Raw genomic sequence first — 16393 nt, 5'->3', positions numbered from 1 at the left:
CTCACACCCGGGCCGCCGCGCCGAGCGCGTCCAGCACCGGGCGGATCAGGGGGTGCTCCTCGGCTCCCCTGCGTACGGCGGCGAAGACCCTGCGGGTGGGGGCCGTCCCGTCGACGGGGCGTACGACCACCCCGGTGAGGTCCATGCCGCGCAGCGCCGAGCGCGGCACCAGGGCGACGCCCGCGTCGGCCGAGGCGAGGGCGACGACCGCGCGGAAGTCGTCCGAGGAGTGCTCCATGCGGGGCTGGAAACCGGCGCTCTCGCAGGCCAGGATCACCACGTCGTGGCAGGGGTTGCCGGGGTACGGGCCGATCCACGGGTCCTTGGCCAGTTCGGCGAGGGGCACCTCGGCCGCGTCGGCCAGGCGGTGGGTGACCGGGACGACCGCGTCGAAGGGCTCGGCGTACAGCGGTACGTGGGCCAGTCGCGGGTCGTCGGCGGGCGGCGCCCCGCGGTACTCGACGGCGACGGCGACATCGACCTGCCGGTCCAGCACCATCAGCAGGCTGGCGTCGCCCTCGGCGTCCTGGACGCGGATGCGGATCCCGGGCGCCGACCGGGCGAGACCGGCCACGGCGGGCGCGACGACCAGGGCAATGCCGGTGGCGAAGGAGGCGACCGTGACGGTGCCGGCCGCGCCGGAGCTGTACGCGGCCAGCTCGGCCTCGGCCCGCTCCAGCTGGGCGAGGACGGCGTTGGTGTGGTTGAGCAGGATCTCGCCGGCGGGGGTGAGCCGTACTCCCTTGGCGCCGCGCTCGACGAGCCGGTGGCCGGTCTCCTGCTCCAGGGCGGCGAGCTGCTGGGAGACGGCCGACGGGGTGAGATACAGCGCGGCGGCAGCCGCCGTCACCGTACGGTGGTCGGCCACCGCCCGGAGGATGTGGAGCCGCCGCGCTTCGATCATGCGATCGATTGTCTCAAATCCGACCTGTGCTGTCTGTCAGCCCTACAGCTCCGCCCGTGCCGCGACGAACGCGTCGACCGCGCGGTTGACGTCGTCCGTGGAGTGGGCGGCCGACAGCTGGACGCGAATGCGGGCCTGGTCCTGCGGCACCACCGGGTACGAGAAGCCGATGACGTAGACGCCGCGCTCCAGCAGCAGCTCCGCCATGCGCCCGGCGACCGCCGCGTCGCCGATCATCACCGGGGCGATCGCGTGGTCGCCGGGAAGGACGTCGAAGCCCTCCTCGGTCATGCGGCCGCGGAACAGGGCCGTGTTCTCGGCCAGCCGGACGCGCAGGTCGTCCGCCGCCTCCAACAGGTCGAGGACCTTCAGGGAGGCCGCCGCGATCACCGGGGCGAGGGTGTTGGAGAACAGGTACGGCCGGGAGCGCTGGCGCAGCAGGGCGACGATCTCGGCACGGGCCGCGACGTAGCCGCCGGAGGCGCCGCCGAGGGCCTTGCCGAGGGTGCCGGTGATGATGTCGACGCGGTCCATGACGCCGTGCAGCTCGGGCGTCCCGCGGCCGCCAGGGCCGACGAAGCCGACCGCGTGGGAGTCGTCGACCATGACCATCGCGTCGTAGCGGTCGGCGAGGTCGCAGATCTCGCGCAGCGGGGCCACGTAGCCGTCCATGGAGAAGACGCCGTCGGTGACGATCAGGCGGCGGCGCGCGTCGGAGGCCTCCTTCAGACGGGCTTCCAGTTCGGCGATGTCACGGTTGGCGTACCGGAGGCGGCGGGCCTTGGACAGGCGGATGCCGTCGATGATGGAGGCGTGGTTGAGCGCGTCGGAGATGACCGCGTCCTCCGGGCCGAGCAGCGTCTCGAACACGCCGCCGTTGGCGTCGAAGCAGGAGGAGTAGAGGATCGTGTCCTCCTGGCCGAGGAAGGCGGACAGGCGTGCCTCCAGCTCCTTGTGCACCTCCTGGGTGCCGCAGATGAAGCGGACGGAGGCCATGCCGTAGCCCCAGCGGTCCAGGGCCTCGTGGGCGGCGGCGACGACCTCGGGGTGGTCGGCCAGGCCGAGGTAGTTGTTGGCACAGAAGTTCAGGACCTCGCCGGGGCGGCCGCCCGCGGTGACGTTCACGGTCGCGGACTGCGGGCTGCCGATCACCCGCTCGGGCTTGTGCAGGCCGGCGGCGCGGATCTCGTCGAGGGTGGCGCGCAGGTCGTCGCGCACGGAGTCGAACATCGGGAAGCTCCTGAGGTGCTTGCGGGGAAGGGGAGTTACGCGGTCCAGTCGAGGATGACCTTGCCACCGCGGCCGCTCGCCGCGTCCTCGAACGCCGCCTCGTAGTCGCGGTGGCCGTAGCGGCCGGTGATGACGGGCGCGAGGTCCAGCCCGGCTTCGAGCAGGACCGACATGGCGTACCAGGTCTCGAACATCTCGCGGCCGTAGATGCCCTTGATGGTGATCATCGAGGTGACGACGCGGGACCAGTCGACGGGGAACTCCTGCGCGGGCAGGCCGAGCATCGCGATCCGCCCGCCGTGCGTCATGTTGGCGATCATGTCGCGCATGGCCTCGGGCCGCCCGGACATCTCAAGGCCGATGTCGAAGCCCTCGCGCAGTCCGAGGGTGCGCTGCCCGTCGGCGATGGTGGAGCCGGAGACGTCGAGCGCGAGGCTGACGCCGATCTTGCGGGCCAGCTCCAGCCGCTCCTGGCTGACGTCGGTGATCACGACGTTGCGGGCGCCGGCGTGCTTGGCCACGGCGGCCGCCATCAGGCCGATGGGGCCCGCACCGGTGATCAGGACGTCCTCGCCGACGAGCGGGAACGACAGCGCGGTGTGCACGGCGTTGCCGAACGGGTCGAAGATCGCGGCCACGTCGAGGTCGACGGGGACCCGGTGCACCCAGACGTTGGCGGCGGGCAGGGCGACGTACTCGGCGAACGCCCCGTCCCGGCCCACCCCGAGACCCACGGTGGCCCGGCACAGGTGCCGGCGGCCGGCCAGGCAGTTGCGGCACTTGCCGCACACCAGGTGGCCCTCGCCGCTCACCCGGTCGCCGATGCCGATGTCGGTGACGTCCCGCCCGGTCTGGACGACCTCGCCGACGAACTCGTGTCCGACCACGAGCGGGGTGCTGATCGCCTGCTGGGCCCAGCCGTCCCAGGCCCGGATGTGCAGGTCGGTGCCGCAGATGCCGGTGCGCAGCACCTTGATGAGTACGTCGCCGGGCCCGACGGCGGGCTCCGGGACGTCCGCGAGCCACAGCCCGGGTTCCGCCTTCTGTTTGACCAGCGCCTTCACCGCTACGGCTCCTGAGGGTGAGTCCCGGCTCCGGGTATGCCGAAGGAACCCCTGGACCGGGAGAGGAGTGGGATCGCACAGCAATCTGCCGTACGGCGACCACGCCGGTCCATCGAGGTTTTCTTAAGCGCCGCCTCAGCTCTCCTTCACACCCTCGCGAGGCCCACGGCTGCAAGGGGCTTCAGTAGGGCGGCAGGCCGCCCCGGCTCTCCAGCTCCACGACGAGCTGCGCGGCGTGGTCCTTGATCGCCGTCAGGCCCGGCTTGCCCCACGGCCGCGGTTCGACGTCCGCGACGCTGACCGTGCCCAGCACCAGGCCCGTGGCGTCGATGAGCGGTGCCCCCAGGTAGGAACGGATGCCGAACTCGTCGACGACCGGATTGCCGGCGAACCGCGGATAGTCGCCGACGTCCTCCAAGGCGAGGGCCTTGCGGCGTGCCACGACATGGGGGCAGAAGCCGTGGTCGCGGGGCAGGGCGCGGCTGAGGCGCGGGCTGGTGCCGTCGCTGCGCACCACCGGCGTGACAGCCGGCACGTACAGGCCGGCGTAGAACTGCCCTTGTTCGTCGGGGAGGTTGACCATGGCGTACGGCGCCCCGGTGAGCTCGGCGAGGCGGTGCGCGAAGGCGTCGAGTGCGGGTTCGGGACGCTCCCCCAGGCCCAGTCGGCGCAGTCGGCGGGTGCGGGCGGGGGCCTCCTTGTCCTCGGGTGTGAGCAGCAGACGACCGGCCGGGCGCGGCGGGTCGTAGGTCATGGGCGAGCTCCTGGGCTGTGGGCTTGCGTCATATATGAACTCCGTGGCGGTGTGAGGGGGTCACATGTGGGCGCCATAGCCCGTCGCGGGGGCCGGCGTGTGGGCGATGAGATGGCGCACCAGGGTCAGCAGGGTCTGCACCCCGGAGCTGGAGATGCGCGCGTCGCAGCAGACGACGGGGACGTCGTCGGACAGGTCCAGGGCACCGCGCACCTCATCGGGGTCGTAGCGGTAGGCGCCGTCGAACTCGTTGACGGCGATGATGAAACCGAGGCCGCGCTGTTCGAAGAAGTCGACGGCGGCGAAGCACTCCTGCAGCCGGCGGGTGTCGGCGAGGATGACCGCGCCGAGCGCGCCCTCGCACAACTCGTCCCACATGAACCAGAACCGCTCCTGGCCGGGCGTGCCGAACAGGTACAGCACATGTTCCGGGTCGAGGGTGATGCGGCCGAAGTCCATGGCCACGGTCGTCTCGACCTTGTTCTCGATGCCGTCGAGGTTGTCGGTCGCGGCACTGACGGTGGTGAGCAGTTCCTCCGTGCTGAGCGGCGCGATCTCGCTGACCGCGCCGACGAAGGTCGTTTTGCCCACGCCGAACCCGCCCGCGACCAGGATCTTCAGCGCGGTGGGGAACGGGTCGGCGCCGTGGCCCGGTCCGTCGGTGTAGTCAGAGCTGTCGTCGTAGTCCATCGAGCACTGCCTCCAGAAGGGCCCGGTCCGTCGGGTTGTGGTGGAACGCGGGGGGCTTGGTGGTCAGCGCCCCGCAGTCGACGAGGTCCGCCAGCAGCACCTTGGTGACGGCCACCGGCAGTTTGAGATGGGCGGCGACCTCGGCGACGGCGACGGGCACGCGGCACCGTTCGAGGGCCTGCGCGTGTTCGGGGCCGAGATAGCCGAGGGGGGTCGCCCCGGTGGCCATCACCTGCGACACGAGGTCGAGCGCGACGGTCGGACGGGTGCGGCCGTTGCTGACCGTGAACGGCCGCACCAGCCGCCCGGCCGCGTCGTCGAGCCAGGGCCCGTCACCGGCCGCCGTCACGCTCAAGGCCTCATCGCCGGGGATTCGACGGATTGCCGGGGAGCGGTCACCAGGTAGGGGCGGACGCTCTTGACCAGCATGGCCATCTCGTAGCCCAGCACGGCCGCGTCGGCCTCGCGGCCGGCGAGCACGGCCAGGCAGGTGCCGGAGCCGGCGGTGGTGACGAACAGCAGGGTCGAGGCGAGTTCGACGACGACCTGCCGGACGTCGCCGCCGTCGCCGAAGCGGACACCGGCGCTGCGGCCGAGGGAGTACAGGCCGGAGGCCAGGGCGGCCATGTGGTCGGCGCTGTCCGGGTCGAGGCCGTGCACGGACTTCACGAGCCCGTCGCAGGACAGGAGCACCGCGGCACTCGTGTGCGGCACGCGCTGCACGAGGCCGCTCATCAGCCAGTCGAGATCGGAAACATGGGCGGTCGGCGCATCGCTCGCCATGGTGGATCGACTCCTTGGGGTACGAAGGTCTGCGGGAGCGCTGGGGGTGGGGGTGGGAAGGGGGGTGGTCATCCGGCGGGTGCGCTCCCGTCCTGCCGGGTGGTGGTCGTGCGGTGGTCGGAACGGGACCCGGGCGTCGGCCTGTTCGAGGGGGACAGCTCCGAGGGGAGCGCCTCGAGGTGAACCGGCCGCACGGGCATCGGGTCCCTGAGGGCGGGCCCGCTGGGTGTCGGGTCCGTGTGGGCGGGGTCCATGTGGGCGGGGTCCATGTGGGCGGGGTCCATGTGGGCGGGGTCCATGTGGGCGGAGTCCGCGTGGCCCGCGTCCATGTCGCCCCAGTCCGTGTTCCCGGCCTCCATGCTCTGCTGGGCCTCGGCGAGGCTGATGCCGCGCTGGAAGGCCGCCATGAGACCGGGGTCGTGACCCACGACATGCTCGGGGTCCTGGCGTGGCGTCGGGCCGTCACGCAGCTGGGGTGCGATGTGCTCCTGGGCGCGGCGACGAGGCAGTTGGGGCTTGCCCATGGTGCCGCGCACCGTGCCGTTGCGCGGGGTGGGAGGCGCGGTGACGTTCTCGGCGAGGACGCGCCGGTCGTCGGGGCTGATACCGGGCCGTGCCTCGGCCGGGGTAGGACGCTCCCGGCGGGCCCCCCGCATGGGCAGGGGCGCGGGCCGGCCGCTCTGCGCGATCCCGCCCGGGGCAGGTTCGGCTTCCTGCTCGTGCCCCCGGGATGCGGCGGGTGCGGAGAGCGGGACCGACGGCCCTGAGCCGGACGCGGGCAGCGGCACGGACGAGACGCCGAAGTCAGCGTCCCCGACGAGGGACAGCCCCCTGGACGCACCACCGGCACCGGCAGCATCGGCCTGCCCGTTCTGCCCAGGCCGCGCCGTCTGCCCGCCCTGCCCGGTCCGGCCGGTCTGCCCGTCCGGCCGTCCCGGCGCAGCCGGCCGGGCAGTACCGGCCGCCGCACCCTCCGGCTGCCCCGCTCCACCGGCCGTCCCGGCCCCCGCCTCCGCTCCCAGCAGCGCCTGCGGTACGACCAGCACCGCCTGCACTCCGCCGTAGATGTTGCTTTGGAGGCGGACGGTGATGCCGTGCCGCCGGGCGAGCTGGGAGACGACGAACAACCCGATGCGGCCGTCCGCGAGGAGCCTGGCGACGTTCACCTGGTCGGGGTCGGCGAGCAGCGCGTTCATCCGCGTCTGCTCCTCCAGGGGCATGCCGAGACCGCGGTCCTCGACCTCGACGGCGAGTCCGGAGGTGACGAGGTTGGCGCGCAGCAGCACCTGGGTGTGCGGGGCGGAGAACACCGTGGCGTTCTCGACGAGTTCGGCCAGGAGATGGATGACATCGGCGACGGCGTGGCCGCGCAGCTGCCCGTCGATCGGCGGCACGAGCTTGACCCGCGAGTACTGCTCGACCTCGGCGATGGCCGAGCGCAGCACCTCGGTCATGGGGACCGGGTTGCTCCACTGGCGGCGGGAGACGGCTCCGCCGAGCACGGCGAGGTTCTCGGCGTGGCGGCGGATGCGGGTGGCGAGGTGGTCGACGTGGAAGAGCCCCTTGAGCAGGTCGGGGTCCTCCATCTCGTTCTCCAGCTCGTCGAGGATGGAGATCTCGCGGTGCACCAGGGACTGCAGGCGCCGGGCGAGGTTGACGAACACCTCGAGCTTCTGTTCGCTGCCGGCCTGGCTGGAGAGCTGGGAGGCCTGCACGACGGCGGTGACGGCGCCGTCGTGCGCGCGGGACAGGTCGGCGGTGAGGAGGTCGAAGTCGTCGGCGTCCTCGGCGGGGCCGCCGTGCCGGCTCTGCGGTGCGAGTGGGGGCGGGCCGTCGCCGCGGCGCAGCGCCTCGACGAGGGTGCGCAGGTCCGCCTCGCGCCGAGCGGTGCTGCGACGCAGCCCGCCGATGCGGTCGTGCACGGACCGGGCGGCCCGGTCGGCGGCGACCGCGGCGACGGCGATGCCGACGAGGGCCACGAAGACCGCGCCGCCGAGCACGGCCCACAGTGTGAGACCCGGCCGCGCTCCGGTGGACCGGACGGTGAAGAGGACGGCGGCGCAGCCGCTGAGGGCGACGGCGACGGGCGGCAGCACCGCGAGGCGCAGCAGCTGGGACCGTATATGGGTCTCGGGCAGCGCGGGTGCGGTGCGGACGGCAGGCCGCCCGTGCCGCCCGCCCTCACGGCGGTCTGCGCGTGCGGCCGGGGCGCGGAGGTGAGACATCGGTGTCCTCGTACTGGTCCGTCGGGCCGGGGTGCCGGGGGAGCTCGCGGGGGTACGTCCGGGTTCGCGTGGCCGCTTGCGCGCGCCCCGGGCCGTGCGCCCGGCCTCTCCCCGCTTCCGTACGGCACCGGCGCCGCCGGGGCCCGCATGCCGACCCGGACCGAAAACCCCGGCGACACCCGCGTCGACCCCGGCCGCACCCGCACCGGCCCCGGCAGCACCCGCGCTGCCGACGGCGGCAGCGGCGCCGCCGGCGCCGGTGCCCGTGCCGTCGACCGCACCCGGGCCGGCATCGGTGGTACGCGGGCAGCGGGGATCCCCGTCGCGTCGACTCCCTCGTCCGCCCTGCGCCTGCACGTGCCGGCCCCCGCTCCCTGATCCGCCTTGTTTTCCCGACGGCCACTGACAGTAGTCGCCACCGCATCATGTGCGGTGGGCAGTTGACAAACTCATACGGTGAGCGTCCCGCTCTGGTATGAGGCCTCGTACGACAGACCGATAACACCTCCAAACATCGGACCGCGAACGAAACGGGTTCGATCCGACCTGGTCAGAAGCGGTCACACAGGGACGGCGAGGGCCGGGGAGCCTCTCGCTCCCCGGCCCTCGCCGTTGGTCTGACGTATGTCCCGGGTCGGCCCGCCGGGAGCGTCTTGGGGTCCTCGGTGCCCTTGTCGGCCCGATGACCGTCGTCACTCACCGTGTCGGCCTGGGCCACGGCTGCCGCGTCCGACGCGGTCTTGATGCCGGCTCCGGCGAGGGCCTCCGCGGCCGGAGGCCCACCCTTCGGGGCGAGCGCCACCCCACGCCACCACGGCTCGGACGGGACGGTTTCCGCCGTGGGCTCGAAGGGCTCACCGGGGTGGGGCAGGGCGACACCGGCGCCCACCGCGCGGACGGCCGCGAGCGGCCCCTCGTCGGGGTCCGCCCAGGGATGCGTCGCCAGAATCATGCAGCAGCCCGGTACCAGACGTGTTCCGGTGACGGTACTGATCACCTGCAACCCGCCCGCCGCAAACAGCGGGTCCATGGTCAGCAGCCCGTGGAGGAAGCTGCCGAGCGGGTCGTCAGGGCGTGGTGGACGGTCGTCTCCGGGATCGATGTCATTGCAGGCGGCCAGGGCCAACACCGCAGTACCGACGTCGTCCGGCGTCCGCTCGCCATCGAGGGCCGCGTGAGATGACCTCTAAGGGCTGTCCCGTAACGGCTGATCTTGGTGTCATGATCTTGCCATGCCTGGGCTGATCACGTCGTCGGAACCATCCTGGATAGCCCCGTTCACGGGCTGAACCCGCGACAGTTCGGCAAGCTGGTCACTGCGATGCGGAGCGCAAGTACGGACCAGGTGCGCAAGGGTCGACCGTGGAGCCTGACTCTGGAGGACCGGATCCTGCTCGTAGCGGCTTACTGGCGTACGAACTTGACGCTGCGGCAGCTCGCCCCGCTGTTCGGGGTGTCGAAGGCCGCCGGCGGCCGGGCCACAGTCATCGCGGACGGCGGCTATCGGGGCACCGGCCTGCTCATCCCGCACCGCCGTGAACGCGGCCAGACCGAACTGCCCCCTTCGTGACTGCCGTCTGAAAGGCGACGGCGTTGACCCCGCCATGCTCGGCATCGCCCGGCTGCACAACCTCGCCCTCACCGGTAACTCCCGCCCCATACGAGGACCAGAGAGCCTCAGGGGAGGCGGTTCCCTGCCTCCCCGGCTCGGAGAATGCTCAGTCGATACAGAATTCGTTGCCCTCGATGTCGAGCATTGGGATGCATGACTCGTTTTCCTCATCGGCATACAGCGTTTGCACGTGGGTCGCACCGAGCGCAACCAGTCGTGCGCACTCAGCTTCGAGCGTGGCGAGGCGCTCGTCCCCCACGAGCCCGGTGCCGACCCGGACATCGAGATGCACCCGGTTCTTGACGATCTTGCCTTCGGGGACGCGCTGGAAGTACAGGCGCGGGCCCACACCTGAGGGATCACTGCAGGCGAACCACGAACCCTGCTTCTCAGGGGGCAGGGTGCGGTTGAAATCCTCCCAGGTGGTGAATCCCTCCGGTGGCGACGGTGTGACGTACCCCAACACCTCGCACCAGAAGCGAGCGAGGCGCTCGGGTTCTGCGCAGTCAAAGGTGACTTGGAACTTCTTGATCGCTGACATCGGCGCACCGTACCGCGTACAAGGGGGACCCTGCCGCTCATTTCCCCAGGCGGATCCGCCCGCCACCCGTCGCACCCAGGGGCGCCTTGGACACCCAAGTGATCAAACCGGACAGTCCACGAGAACGACGAGACCCTGGCGGCGGAGCGCCCCCGTGGGCCCCGGTATCCACTCCTGACCGACCACCTTCATGTCATGATCAGTTGCGGGACCACCCTTGGCTCAGCGCTCCAAGATGCGTGTTCGGACGACAACCCGAGGCGAGCCTTCCAGGGACGGCAAGGGCCTGAATCGCAGAGCTCGTCCCCCACGTCACCGCTCACCGGCGAGGTCGAGATCCCCCTTGCTCGGCTCGGCCGCACCCTCAACGACTTGCGGACGACGCCACGGGCACGCGATCGGCTGCGACACCGCCCGCCACCACGCCTCCACCGGCAGCTTCCCCGCCGGCTCGAACGGCTCGCCCGGCCGCGGGAACGCCACCGCCTGGCCTGCCTCCTCAGCCGCGTCCTTCATCCACTCCCCCGGCTCCGCCCACGCGTGCGGCGCCAGGTTGAAGGTGCCCCAGTGGATCGGCAACAGCACCCCGCCCGGGCTGCCTCCCTGCAGGTCAAGGTGGGTCTGCACCCCCTGGGCAGGCGTCATGTGGATGTCGGGCCAGAAGTCGGAGTACGCGCCGACCTGGATCATCGTGGCGTCGAACGGCCCGTGCTCGGCGCCTATCTCCTTGAAACCGTCGAAGTAGCCGGTGTCGCCGCTGTGGTAGATCCGGTGCTCCTCACCGGCGACGACCCAGGAGGCCCACAGGGTGTGCTGGGTGTTGCGCAGCCCGCGGCCGCAGAAGTGCCGGGCCGGGGTGGCAGTGAGGCTGAGCCCGCCGACCTTGGTGGTCTCGTGCCAGTCCAGCTCGCGCAGCCGGCCGGCGGACACGCCCCAGTGCTCCAGGTGCGCGCCGACGCCGAGGGGCACGGCGAACAGTGTGTCGGTGCCGGCGAGCGCCTTGATGGTGGGCATGTCCAGATGGTCGTAGTGGTCGTGCGAGATGACCACGACGTCGACCGGGCCGAGCGCGGCCAGCGGCAGGGGCACGGGGTGCAGCCGCTTGGGCCCGGCGAAGGGGAAGGGGGAGCAGCGCTCGCCCCACACCGGGTCGAACAGCACGCGCCGTCCGTCCATCTCCGCGAGGACGCTGGAGTGTCCCATCCAGGTCAGCCGCAGGCCGGTGGCAGGGGGCCGGGCGATGTCGGCGAGGGTGGTGGAGTGCACCGGAACGGTGCCGTTCGGGGTGCGGCGGGGACGGGTGTCCTTGTCGAAGAAGACCTTCGCGAAGTCCAGGGTGGAGCCCGAGGGCCGGGTCCGCGCGGAGCCGCCGGGGTTCTGGAAGACCCCGTCCGCGAAGTGGGGCGATCTGCGGATGCGCGCCATGCGCTCACCGCTCGGGTCCGCGCCGAACGCCCCGGGCTGCAGCGCGCGGAGCCCGGAGCTCAGGGTACGGAAACCGGCCACGGTACCTCCAGGTGGAGTCGGTCAGGCTTTCCATTATGGTCGGCCCCTCCGACAACACTGGCGTACAGGGGTCCCACCAGAAGTGGATACTGACCGGTGATTCAGTATCCCGGCGGCGAAGGAGCCCGTATGGCCACCCCCCTGCTGTCCCTGACCTGGACCGATCACCTCACGGAACGGCAGGGCTTCCTGGTCGTAGACCGGCTGGTGCGCGGGGTCGCCAGCGGTGGTCTGCGGATGCGCGCGGGCTGCACCCTGGACGAGGTCGCCGGCCTGGCCCGCGGCATGACCGTGAAGGAGGCCCTGCACTACGACCCGGCGAGCCGCTATGTCCCGCTCGGCGGCGCCAAGGGCGGCATCGACTGCGATCCCCGGGATCCTCAGGCGTACCCGCTGCTGGTGCGCTACCTGCGCGCGATGCGGCCGTACATAGAGAGCTGCTGGACGACGGGTGAGGACCTGGGGCTCACCCAGGACCTGGTCGACCGGGCCGCCGCCGAGGCGGGGCTGGTCTCCTCGATCCAGGCCGTGTATCCGCTGCTGGACGACGAGGCCGGGGCCCGGCTGCGGCTGCGGGACGCGTTCGCGGTCGAGGTCGACGGCATCGGTCTGGACGAGCTGGTCGGCGGCTGCGGTGTGGCCGAGGCGGCCCTGGCCGCACTGGACCGGGCCGGTGTGCCGTACGCCGGGACGCGGGTCGCCCTCCAGGGGCTGGGCACCATGGGCGGAGCCACCGCGCGCTTCCTCACGCGCGCGGGGCTGACGGTCGTGGCCGTCGCCGACCTCAAGGGCACGATCGCCAACCGCGCGGGCCTCGACGTCGAGGCGCTGCTCGCCGCGCGGGATGCCCACGGCACGGTGGACCGCTGCGTGCTGCGCCCCGGCGACCGCGAACTGCCGGGCGACGCCTGGCTTGCGGCCGACGCGGACATGCTGGTGCCGGCCGCCGTGTCGTACGCGGTCGACGCCGGGAACCAGGAGCGGATCACCGCCCGCTGGGTGGTGGAGGCGGCCAACATGCCCGTACGGCCGGAGGCGGAGCTGCTGCTGGCCGCGCGCGGTGTGACCGTACTGCCGGACGTCGTGGTCAACTCCGGGACGAACGCCTGGTGGTGGTGGACGCTGTTCGGGGACATCGGCGCCGACGCCGAGGAGGCGTTCGCGTACACCCGCCGCTCGATGCGGGTCCTGGTCGAGCGGATGCTGGTCCGCGCGCAGGCTGACGGGACGACACCGCGGGCCGCCGCCCACGCGATCGCGGCGGACCGGCTGCCGCTGATCGCGGAGCGGTTCGGCTGGTTCCGGTGAGGCGCCCGCCGCTTCGCCGACGGCCGTCGCGGGCCGCGCCGGACAGGCTGAAACGCCCCGTCAGGGGACATGAGGCGGGTGGGTAGGGTGACGGCGTGACGAGAGTCCGGTTGAGTGTGGCCGAGCGGCGAGGGGATCTGCTGCGGGCCGCCATCGAGCAGATCGAGGCGAGGGGTGTGGCGGCGGTCAGGATCGCCGACGTGGCCTCGGCGCTGGGCGTGAGCAACGCACTGGTCCTCTACCACTTCTCGACGAAGGAGCAGCTGGTCGCCGCCGCCTTCCGGCATGCGGCAGAGGGCGACCTGGCGCATCTGCGCAAGCTGCTCGGCCGCCGTTCACCGGCGCTGCGCCGGCTGCGGTCGGCCGTACGGTGGTACGCCCCGACCGGACAGGCCAAGGGCTGGCGGCTGTGGATCGAGAGCTGGGCGGCGGCGCTGCGCGACCCCACGCTGCGGGAGGTCGCCCAGGACCTCGACCGGCAGTGGAAGGCCGCCCTCGCCGAGGTCATCGCGGAGGGCGTGGCCGCCGGCGAGTTCCGCTGCCCGGACCCGCAGGGCACGGCCCTCCGCCTCACCGCCCTCCTCGACGGCCTCGCCGTCCAGCTGACGTCCTACGCCGGCGCGGTGCCGCGAGCGCGGGCCCAGGAGTGGGTGGAGGAGGCACTGGTCCGTGAGCTGGGCCTGGCGCATGAAGAGCGGCTGACGCCCTAGACGCCACGGCTCCCGCACGTGCGGGCCGCGCCGGTTCCCGGCCGGCACGGCCCGCACGCGCGGGAGCCGCTCTCACGCCACCGATGCGATCCGCATCCTGATGTCGTCCGGCGACAGCGCCCCCTTGGCCGTCACATGGTCGCCCGACGACTCCCCGCGCAGCCGGCGCCCGATCCACGGCACCAGGAACTCGCGTGCCCAGGCGACGTTGTCCCGCCGCATGTCGAGCGCGCCGCGCGGGGGCAGCGGAGGCCACGCCTGCTCGGGGTCGGCCGGCACGTCGAGGCCGAGCACCTGGCCCGCGCGGAGCGCCACGCGCGTGTGCCCCTCGGGCGACAGGTGCAGCCGGTCGGCGTCCCAGGCCCTGCGGTCCCGCACACTGCGCAGGGACCACAGATCGAGCACCGGGCAGCCGTACCGGTCGGCGATGGCCCGGACATGTCCGTTGTACGTGGCGATCTTGCCGCGCAGGTGCTTGAGCACGGGCACGCCACGGGTGTCGAAACCGGTCGTCACCATGACCGTGCCGGACACGGCGGTGAGCTGGACCAGGGCCCGCTCGAAGCGTTCGGCCACCTCGTCCGGGTCGGTGCCGGGCCGGATGATGTCGTTGCCCCCGGCGCAGAACGAGACGAGGTCCGGGGTCATGTCGACGGCCCGCGGAACCTGGTCCGCCACGATCTGGTCGAGGAGCTTTCCGCGTACGGCGAGATTGGTGTACCGGAAGTCGCCCTCGGGCCTGCGGTCGGCGAGAAGCACGGCGAACCGGTCGGCCCAACCGACGAACGCCCCGTCGGGGCCGGGATCACCGACGCCCTCGGTGAAGCTGTCCCCCACCGCCACGTACGACCCGATCACTGCTCTGCTGTCACTCTTCGAATCGTCTGCCACAACAGCTCATGATTCACCTTCGAATGTGACCTACGCGACCGTAGGAAGGGATTGACGGGCGGTGAGATAAGCCACTCCTAAAGTGTTCGCCAACTCCGGAATACACCGCTCGTCAGGGATGTTTCGGGGTGAGCCACCAGACCCGGAACCCACTGATCCGGAAATGGCTCCAGACGGTCCGGAAGGCGAAGTGCCCGCTCGTGTACGGCTGCGGATCGGTGTGGTCGAAGACGAGCCGTCCGTTGTTCCACCATTGGACCGTCGAGCCGTCGGAGACGATCCGGACCCGGTTCGGCTCGCCCGGGACCAGCAGCGGCTCGGTGTAGTCGAAGACCAGGGGACGGACGCCGGGCTCGCCGACGTAACGTCGCAGCCGGGTCGTGGTGTTGTAGTTGGCGCCGTAGCCCGCATAGTACGTCGTGAGGTGGTCGTACTCGTCGAGGGCGCCGCCACGCGCAGTCGCGAAGAGGTCGTCCGGGGAGCGGACGTCGGTCGCGTTCCAGAAGGTGTTGAGGTCCGAGACCCGGTCGTTGGCCCCGCCCTCGGAGACGGGAGTGGCGGTGTACTGAAGGACGTACGGCCCTGTGAGCCGCCGCCTGAACCACACGGTCGCGCCGCTCGGTACGTCGATCTCCAGGATGCCGCGGGAGGCGGTGACGGTGCCGCCGTCCTGGAGTTCGGTCGTCCATTGCCCGAGGCCGTGGCAGAAGTCGTCGTGGGCGATGAGGCGGCGAGGGCGGGGCGCGGCGTGCGCGGTGGCCGCCGGGGAGAGGGCCGCCAGGGCGGCTCCGGCGGACAGGGCTCCGAACGCTCTGCGGGTGGTCGGCACGGGACACAGCTCCTCGGGATCCGCCGGGAAAGCTCTGGAAAGCGCTTGCGCTCCGGACGGGATCACTCTGTCCCAACTGCCGCCGCCTGTCGATCCCTTGAGGCGATCAGTCCCTCCCCGGCCATCCGGCCCCGGCGGCCGCCCAGCAGGGAGCGGCACGCGCACACACCGAAGGCCGGACCCGGGGATCGGGGTCCGGCCTTCGGTCGCGTGTCAGGCAGGTGGTCGTGCGGTCGGTCAGCCGACGGAGACGCCGTGCGAGCGCAGGAAGGCGACCGGGTCCACGTCCGAGCCGTAGTCCGGCGTGGTGCGGATCTCGAAGTGCAGGTGCGGTCCGGTCACGTTGCCGGTCGCACCCGACAGGCCGACCTGCTGCCCGGCGGTCACGGTCTGGCCGGCCGAGACGGAGAGCTGGGACAGGTGGGCGTACTGGGCGTAGTTGCCGTCGTTCAGCTTGATGACGACCTGGTTGCCGTACGCGCCGCCCCAGCCGGCGGAGACGACCGTGCCCGCGCCGACGGCCTTGAGGGAGGTGCCGGTCGGGACGACGAAGTCGACACCGGTGTGGTAGCCGCTGGACCACATGCTGCCGGACATGTGGTATGGGGTGCCGACCGTGGCGCCGGCCACCGGGAGGGTGTAGCCACCGGAGTTGCTCTCGGCGGCGGGCTGGGCGGCGGCCGGCTTCGCGGCGGTCTCCGCCTTCGGGGCCGACTCGGCGGCGGACGGCTTGGAGGCCGAGGCCTTCGGCGCGGACGGGGCCGAGGACTTCGGAGCAGTCGCCGCCTTCTTGCCGATCGACAACTTCAGGCCCGGGTGGATCAGCGACGGGTCGGAGCCGACGGCGTCACGGTTGTCCGCGTAGAGCGTCTTCCAGCCGCCGCTGACGTTCTGGTCGTCGGCGATCTTGGCGAGGTAGTCGCCGGCCTGCACGGTGTACGTGCGGGCGCCGGTGGCCTTTTCGGCGGCCTTCTTCTCGGCGGCCGGAGCGGACTGGACGGCCTTCTCCGGAGCCGACTGCGGGGTGGCGGCGTGGGCGCCGGCGGCCCCCATGAGCGGCAGGGCGAGTGCGGCCCCGCCGGTTCCGGCGACGGCGATGGAGCGGGTGAAACGCTGGGTCTTGGGGCGGCGGTGCTTACCCTTCGCGGGCATGGCGAATTCCTCTCCGTCGCCTGCGAGGTGAGCTGTCGGGTGCGGGCTGGAGATGCCCGGCCGCGCCGGGGCGCGGCTTAACCCCAAGCCGTTCCGGGAACCGGAACAGGCGTCTTACCTGTGGGTCCCCCGCTCCTGCCGTACGTCGGGTCAGTGTGTGGGGCTCCGGGCGGCGGCAGGATTAGGCGTCCGTC

Annotated in this window: 17 protein-coding genes, 1 pseudogene and 1 riboswitch; of the genes and pseudogenes, 4 read left to right on the top strand and 14 right to left on the bottom strand. The window is 72.0% G+C overall.

Features of this window, described 5'->3' with window-relative positions; all coding sequences use genetic code 11:
- Nucleotide 1 precedes the first annotated feature (1 nt).
- The 8 genes from CEB94_RS35325 to CEB94_RS35290 form a co-directional block, all read right to left on the bottom strand.
- Nucleotides 2-904: a LysR family transcriptional regulator gene (locus CEB94_RS35325; RefSeq protein WP_175436013.1), complete on the bottom strand. Its 903-nt coding sequence runs from the start codon at nt 902-904 to the stop codon at nt 2-4.
- A gap of 42 nt (nt 905-946) precedes the next feature.
- The gene (locus tag CEB94_RS35320; RefSeq protein WP_175436012.1) at nt 947-2134 is read right to left on the bottom strand and encodes a glycine C-acetyltransferase; all 1188 of its coding nucleotides are present in this window, start codon (nt 2132-2134) and stop codon (nt 947-949) included.
- 35 nt (nt 2135-2169) lie between these two features.
- Nucleotides 2170-3198, bottom strand: coding sequence for an L-threonine 3-dehydrogenase (gene tdh / locus CEB94_RS35315; protein ID WP_175436011.1), 1029 nt, complete (start codon nt 3196-3198; stop codon nt 2170-2172).
- 181 nt (nt 3199-3379) lie between these two features.
- On the bottom strand, nt 3380-3952 hold the full coding sequence (locus CEB94_RS35310) for a GAF domain-containing protein (RefSeq protein ID WP_175436010.1): 573 nt from the start codon (nt 3950-3952) through the stop codon (nt 3380-3382).
- Between the two features lie 60 nt (nt 3953-4012).
- On the bottom strand, nt 4013-4642 hold the full coding sequence (locus tag CEB94_RS35305; protein ID WP_175436009.1) for a GTP-binding protein: 630 nt from the start codon (nt 4640-4642) through the stop codon (nt 4013-4015).
- Entirely contained in the window at nt 4620-4991 is a 372-nt protein-coding gene (locus CEB94_RS35300) for a DUF742 domain-containing protein (RefSeq protein ID WP_062930368.1), read from the bottom strand. Before CEB94_RS35300 ends, CEB94_RS35305 begins: the two co-directional genes overlap by 23 nt.
- A gap of 2 nt (nt 4992-4993) precedes the next feature.
- On the bottom strand, nt 4994-5425 hold the full coding sequence (locus CEB94_RS35295) for a roadblock/LC7 domain-containing protein (protein WP_031135180.1): 432 nt from the start codon (nt 5423-5425) through the stop codon (nt 4994-4996).
- A 68-nt stretch (nt 5426-5493) separates the two neighbouring features.
- Entirely contained in the window at nt 5494-7650 is a 2157-nt protein-coding gene (locus CEB94_RS35290; protein ID WP_175436008.1) for an ATP-binding protein, read from the bottom strand.
- A gap of 147 nt (nt 7651-7797) precedes the next feature.
- On the opposite strand from CEB94_RS35290, the gene CEB94_RS35285 reads away from it, so the two are divergent.
- Complete coding sequence (locus CEB94_RS35285; protein ID WP_175436007.1) at nt 7798-8028, top strand: hypothetical protein; 231 nt, start codon at nt 7798-7800, stop codon at nt 8026-8028.
- 172 nt (nt 8029-8200) lie between these two features.
- Here the strand turns inward: CEB94_RS35285 and CEB94_RS35280 are convergent, their stop codons facing one another.
- Nucleotides 8201-8602: a hypothetical protein gene (locus tag CEB94_RS35280; protein ID WP_342790314.1), complete on the bottom strand. Its 402-nt coding sequence runs from the start codon at nt 8600-8602 to the stop codon at nt 8201-8203.
- A 280-nt stretch (nt 8603-8882) separates the two neighbouring features.
- On the opposite strand from CEB94_RS35280, the pseudogene CEB94_RS35275 reads away from it, so the two are divergent.
- Nucleotides 8883-9296 (top strand): annotated as a pseudogene (locus tag CEB94_RS35275) (helix-turn-helix domain-containing protein); the annotation flags it as partial.
- Nucleotides 9297-9368: 72 nt separating this feature from the next.
- Here CEB94_RS35275 and CEB94_RS35270 read toward each other — a convergent pair.
- Complete coding sequence (locus CEB94_RS35270) at nt 9369-9803, bottom strand: VOC family protein (protein ID WP_175436006.1); 435 nt, start codon at nt 9801-9803, stop codon at nt 9369-9371.
- Nucleotides 9804-10115: 312 nt separating this feature from the next.
- Nucleotides 10116-11309 carry an MBL fold metallo-hydrolase gene (locus CEB94_RS35265; RefSeq protein WP_175436005.1) on the bottom strand — a complete coding sequence of 398 codons (1194 nt, stop codon included), beginning with the start codon at nt 11307-11309 and terminating at the stop codon, nt 10116-10118.
- 129 nt (nt 11310-11438) lie between these two features.
- Here CEB94_RS35265 and CEB94_RS35260 point away from each other — a divergent pair, with 129 nt between their 5' ends.
- Nucleotides 11439-12617: a Glu/Leu/Phe/Val dehydrogenase dimerization domain-containing protein gene (locus tag CEB94_RS35260; RefSeq protein WP_175436004.1), complete on the top strand. Its 1179-nt coding sequence runs from the start codon at nt 11439-11441 to the stop codon at nt 12615-12617.
- A gap of 95 nt (nt 12618-12712) precedes the next feature.
- Complete coding sequence (locus CEB94_RS35255; protein ID WP_281292545.1) at nt 12713-13327, top strand: TetR/AcrR family transcriptional regulator; 615 nt, start codon at nt 12713-12715, stop codon at nt 13325-13327.
- Nucleotides 13328-13399: 72 nt separating this feature from the next.
- Here the strand turns inward: CEB94_RS35255 and CEB94_RS35250 are convergent, their stop codons facing one another.
- The 3 genes from CEB94_RS35250 to CEB94_RS35240 all read right to left on the bottom strand — a co-directional run bounded on the left by CEB94_RS35250 (nt 13400) and on the right by CEB94_RS35240 (nt 16199).
- On the bottom strand, nt 13400-14185 hold the full coding sequence (locus CEB94_RS35250) for an SGNH/GDSL hydrolase family protein (protein ID WP_175437302.1): 786 nt from the start codon (nt 14183-14185) through the stop codon (nt 13400-13402).
- A gap of 145 nt (nt 14186-14330) precedes the next feature.
- Nucleotides 14331-15047, bottom strand: coding sequence for a DUF6250 domain-containing protein (locus CEB94_RS35245; protein WP_175436003.1), 717 nt, complete (start codon nt 15045-15047; stop codon nt 14331-14333).
- Between the two features lie 237 nt (nt 15048-15284).
- Nucleotides 15285-16199, bottom strand: coding sequence for a LysM peptidoglycan-binding domain-containing M23 family metallopeptidase (locus CEB94_RS35240; RefSeq protein WP_175436002.1), 915 nt, complete (start codon nt 16197-16199; stop codon nt 15285-15287).
- A gap of 4 nt (nt 16200-16203) precedes the next feature.
- Nucleotides 16204-16358, bottom strand: a riboswitch (cyclic di-AMP (ydaO/yuaA leader).
- Between the last annotated feature and the right edge of the window lie 35 nt (nt 16359-16393).

Source organism: Streptomyces hawaiiensis (genome assembly GCF_004803895.1).
GTDB lineage: Bacteria > Actinomycetota > Actinomycetes > Streptomycetales > Streptomycetaceae > Streptomyces > Streptomyces hawaiiensis.
The sequence above is the reverse complement of the archived record's forward strand: the minus strand, read 5'-3'. Positions and strand labels throughout refer to the sequence as shown.

Excerpts from the sequence above, each read along its gene's own strand:
- CEB94_RS35325 (WP_175436013.1), bottom strand. The coding sequence starts at position 904 with ATGATCGAAGCGCGGCGGCTCCACATCCTCCGGGCGGTGGCCGACCAC.
- CEB94_RS35320 (WP_175436012.1), bottom strand. The coding sequence starts at position 2,134 with ATGTTCGACTCCGTGCGCGACGACCTGCGCGCCACCCTCGACGAGATC.
- CEB94_RS35310 (WP_175436010.1), bottom strand. The coding sequence starts at position 3,952 with ATGACCTACGACCCGCCGCGCCCGGCCGGTCGTCTGCTGCTCACACCC.
- CEB94_RS35305 (WP_175436009.1), bottom strand. The coding sequence starts at position 4,642 with ATGGACTACGACGACAGCTCTGACTACACCGACGGACCGGGCCACGGC.
- CEB94_RS35295 (WP_031135180.1), bottom strand. The coding sequence starts at position 5,425 with ATGGCGAGCGATGCGCCGACCGCCCATGTTTCCGATCTCGACTGGCTG.
- CEB94_RS35290 (WP_175436008.1), bottom strand. The coding sequence starts at position 7,650 with ATGTCTCACCTCCGCGCCCCGGCCGCACGCGCAGACCGCCGTGAGGGC.
- CEB94_RS35285 (WP_175436007.1), top strand. The coding sequence starts at position 7,798 with ATGCCGACCCGGACCGAAAACCCCGGCGACACCCGCGTCGACCCCGGC.
- CEB94_RS35280 (WP_342790314.1), bottom strand. The coding sequence starts at position 8,602 with ATGATTCTGGCGACGCATCCCTGGGCGGACCCCGACGAGGGGCCGCTC.
- CEB94_RS35270 (WP_175436006.1), bottom strand. The coding sequence starts at position 9,803 with ATGTCAGCGATCAAGAAGTTCCAAGTCACCTTTGACTGCGCAGAACCC.
- CEB94_RS35260 (WP_175436004.1), top strand. The coding sequence starts at position 11,439 with ATGGCCACCCCCCTGCTGTCCCTGACCTGGACCGATCACCTCACGGAA.
- CEB94_RS35240 (WP_175436002.1), bottom strand. The coding sequence starts at position 16,199 with ATGCCCGCGAAGGGTAAGCACCGCCGCCCCAAGACCCAGCGTTTCACC.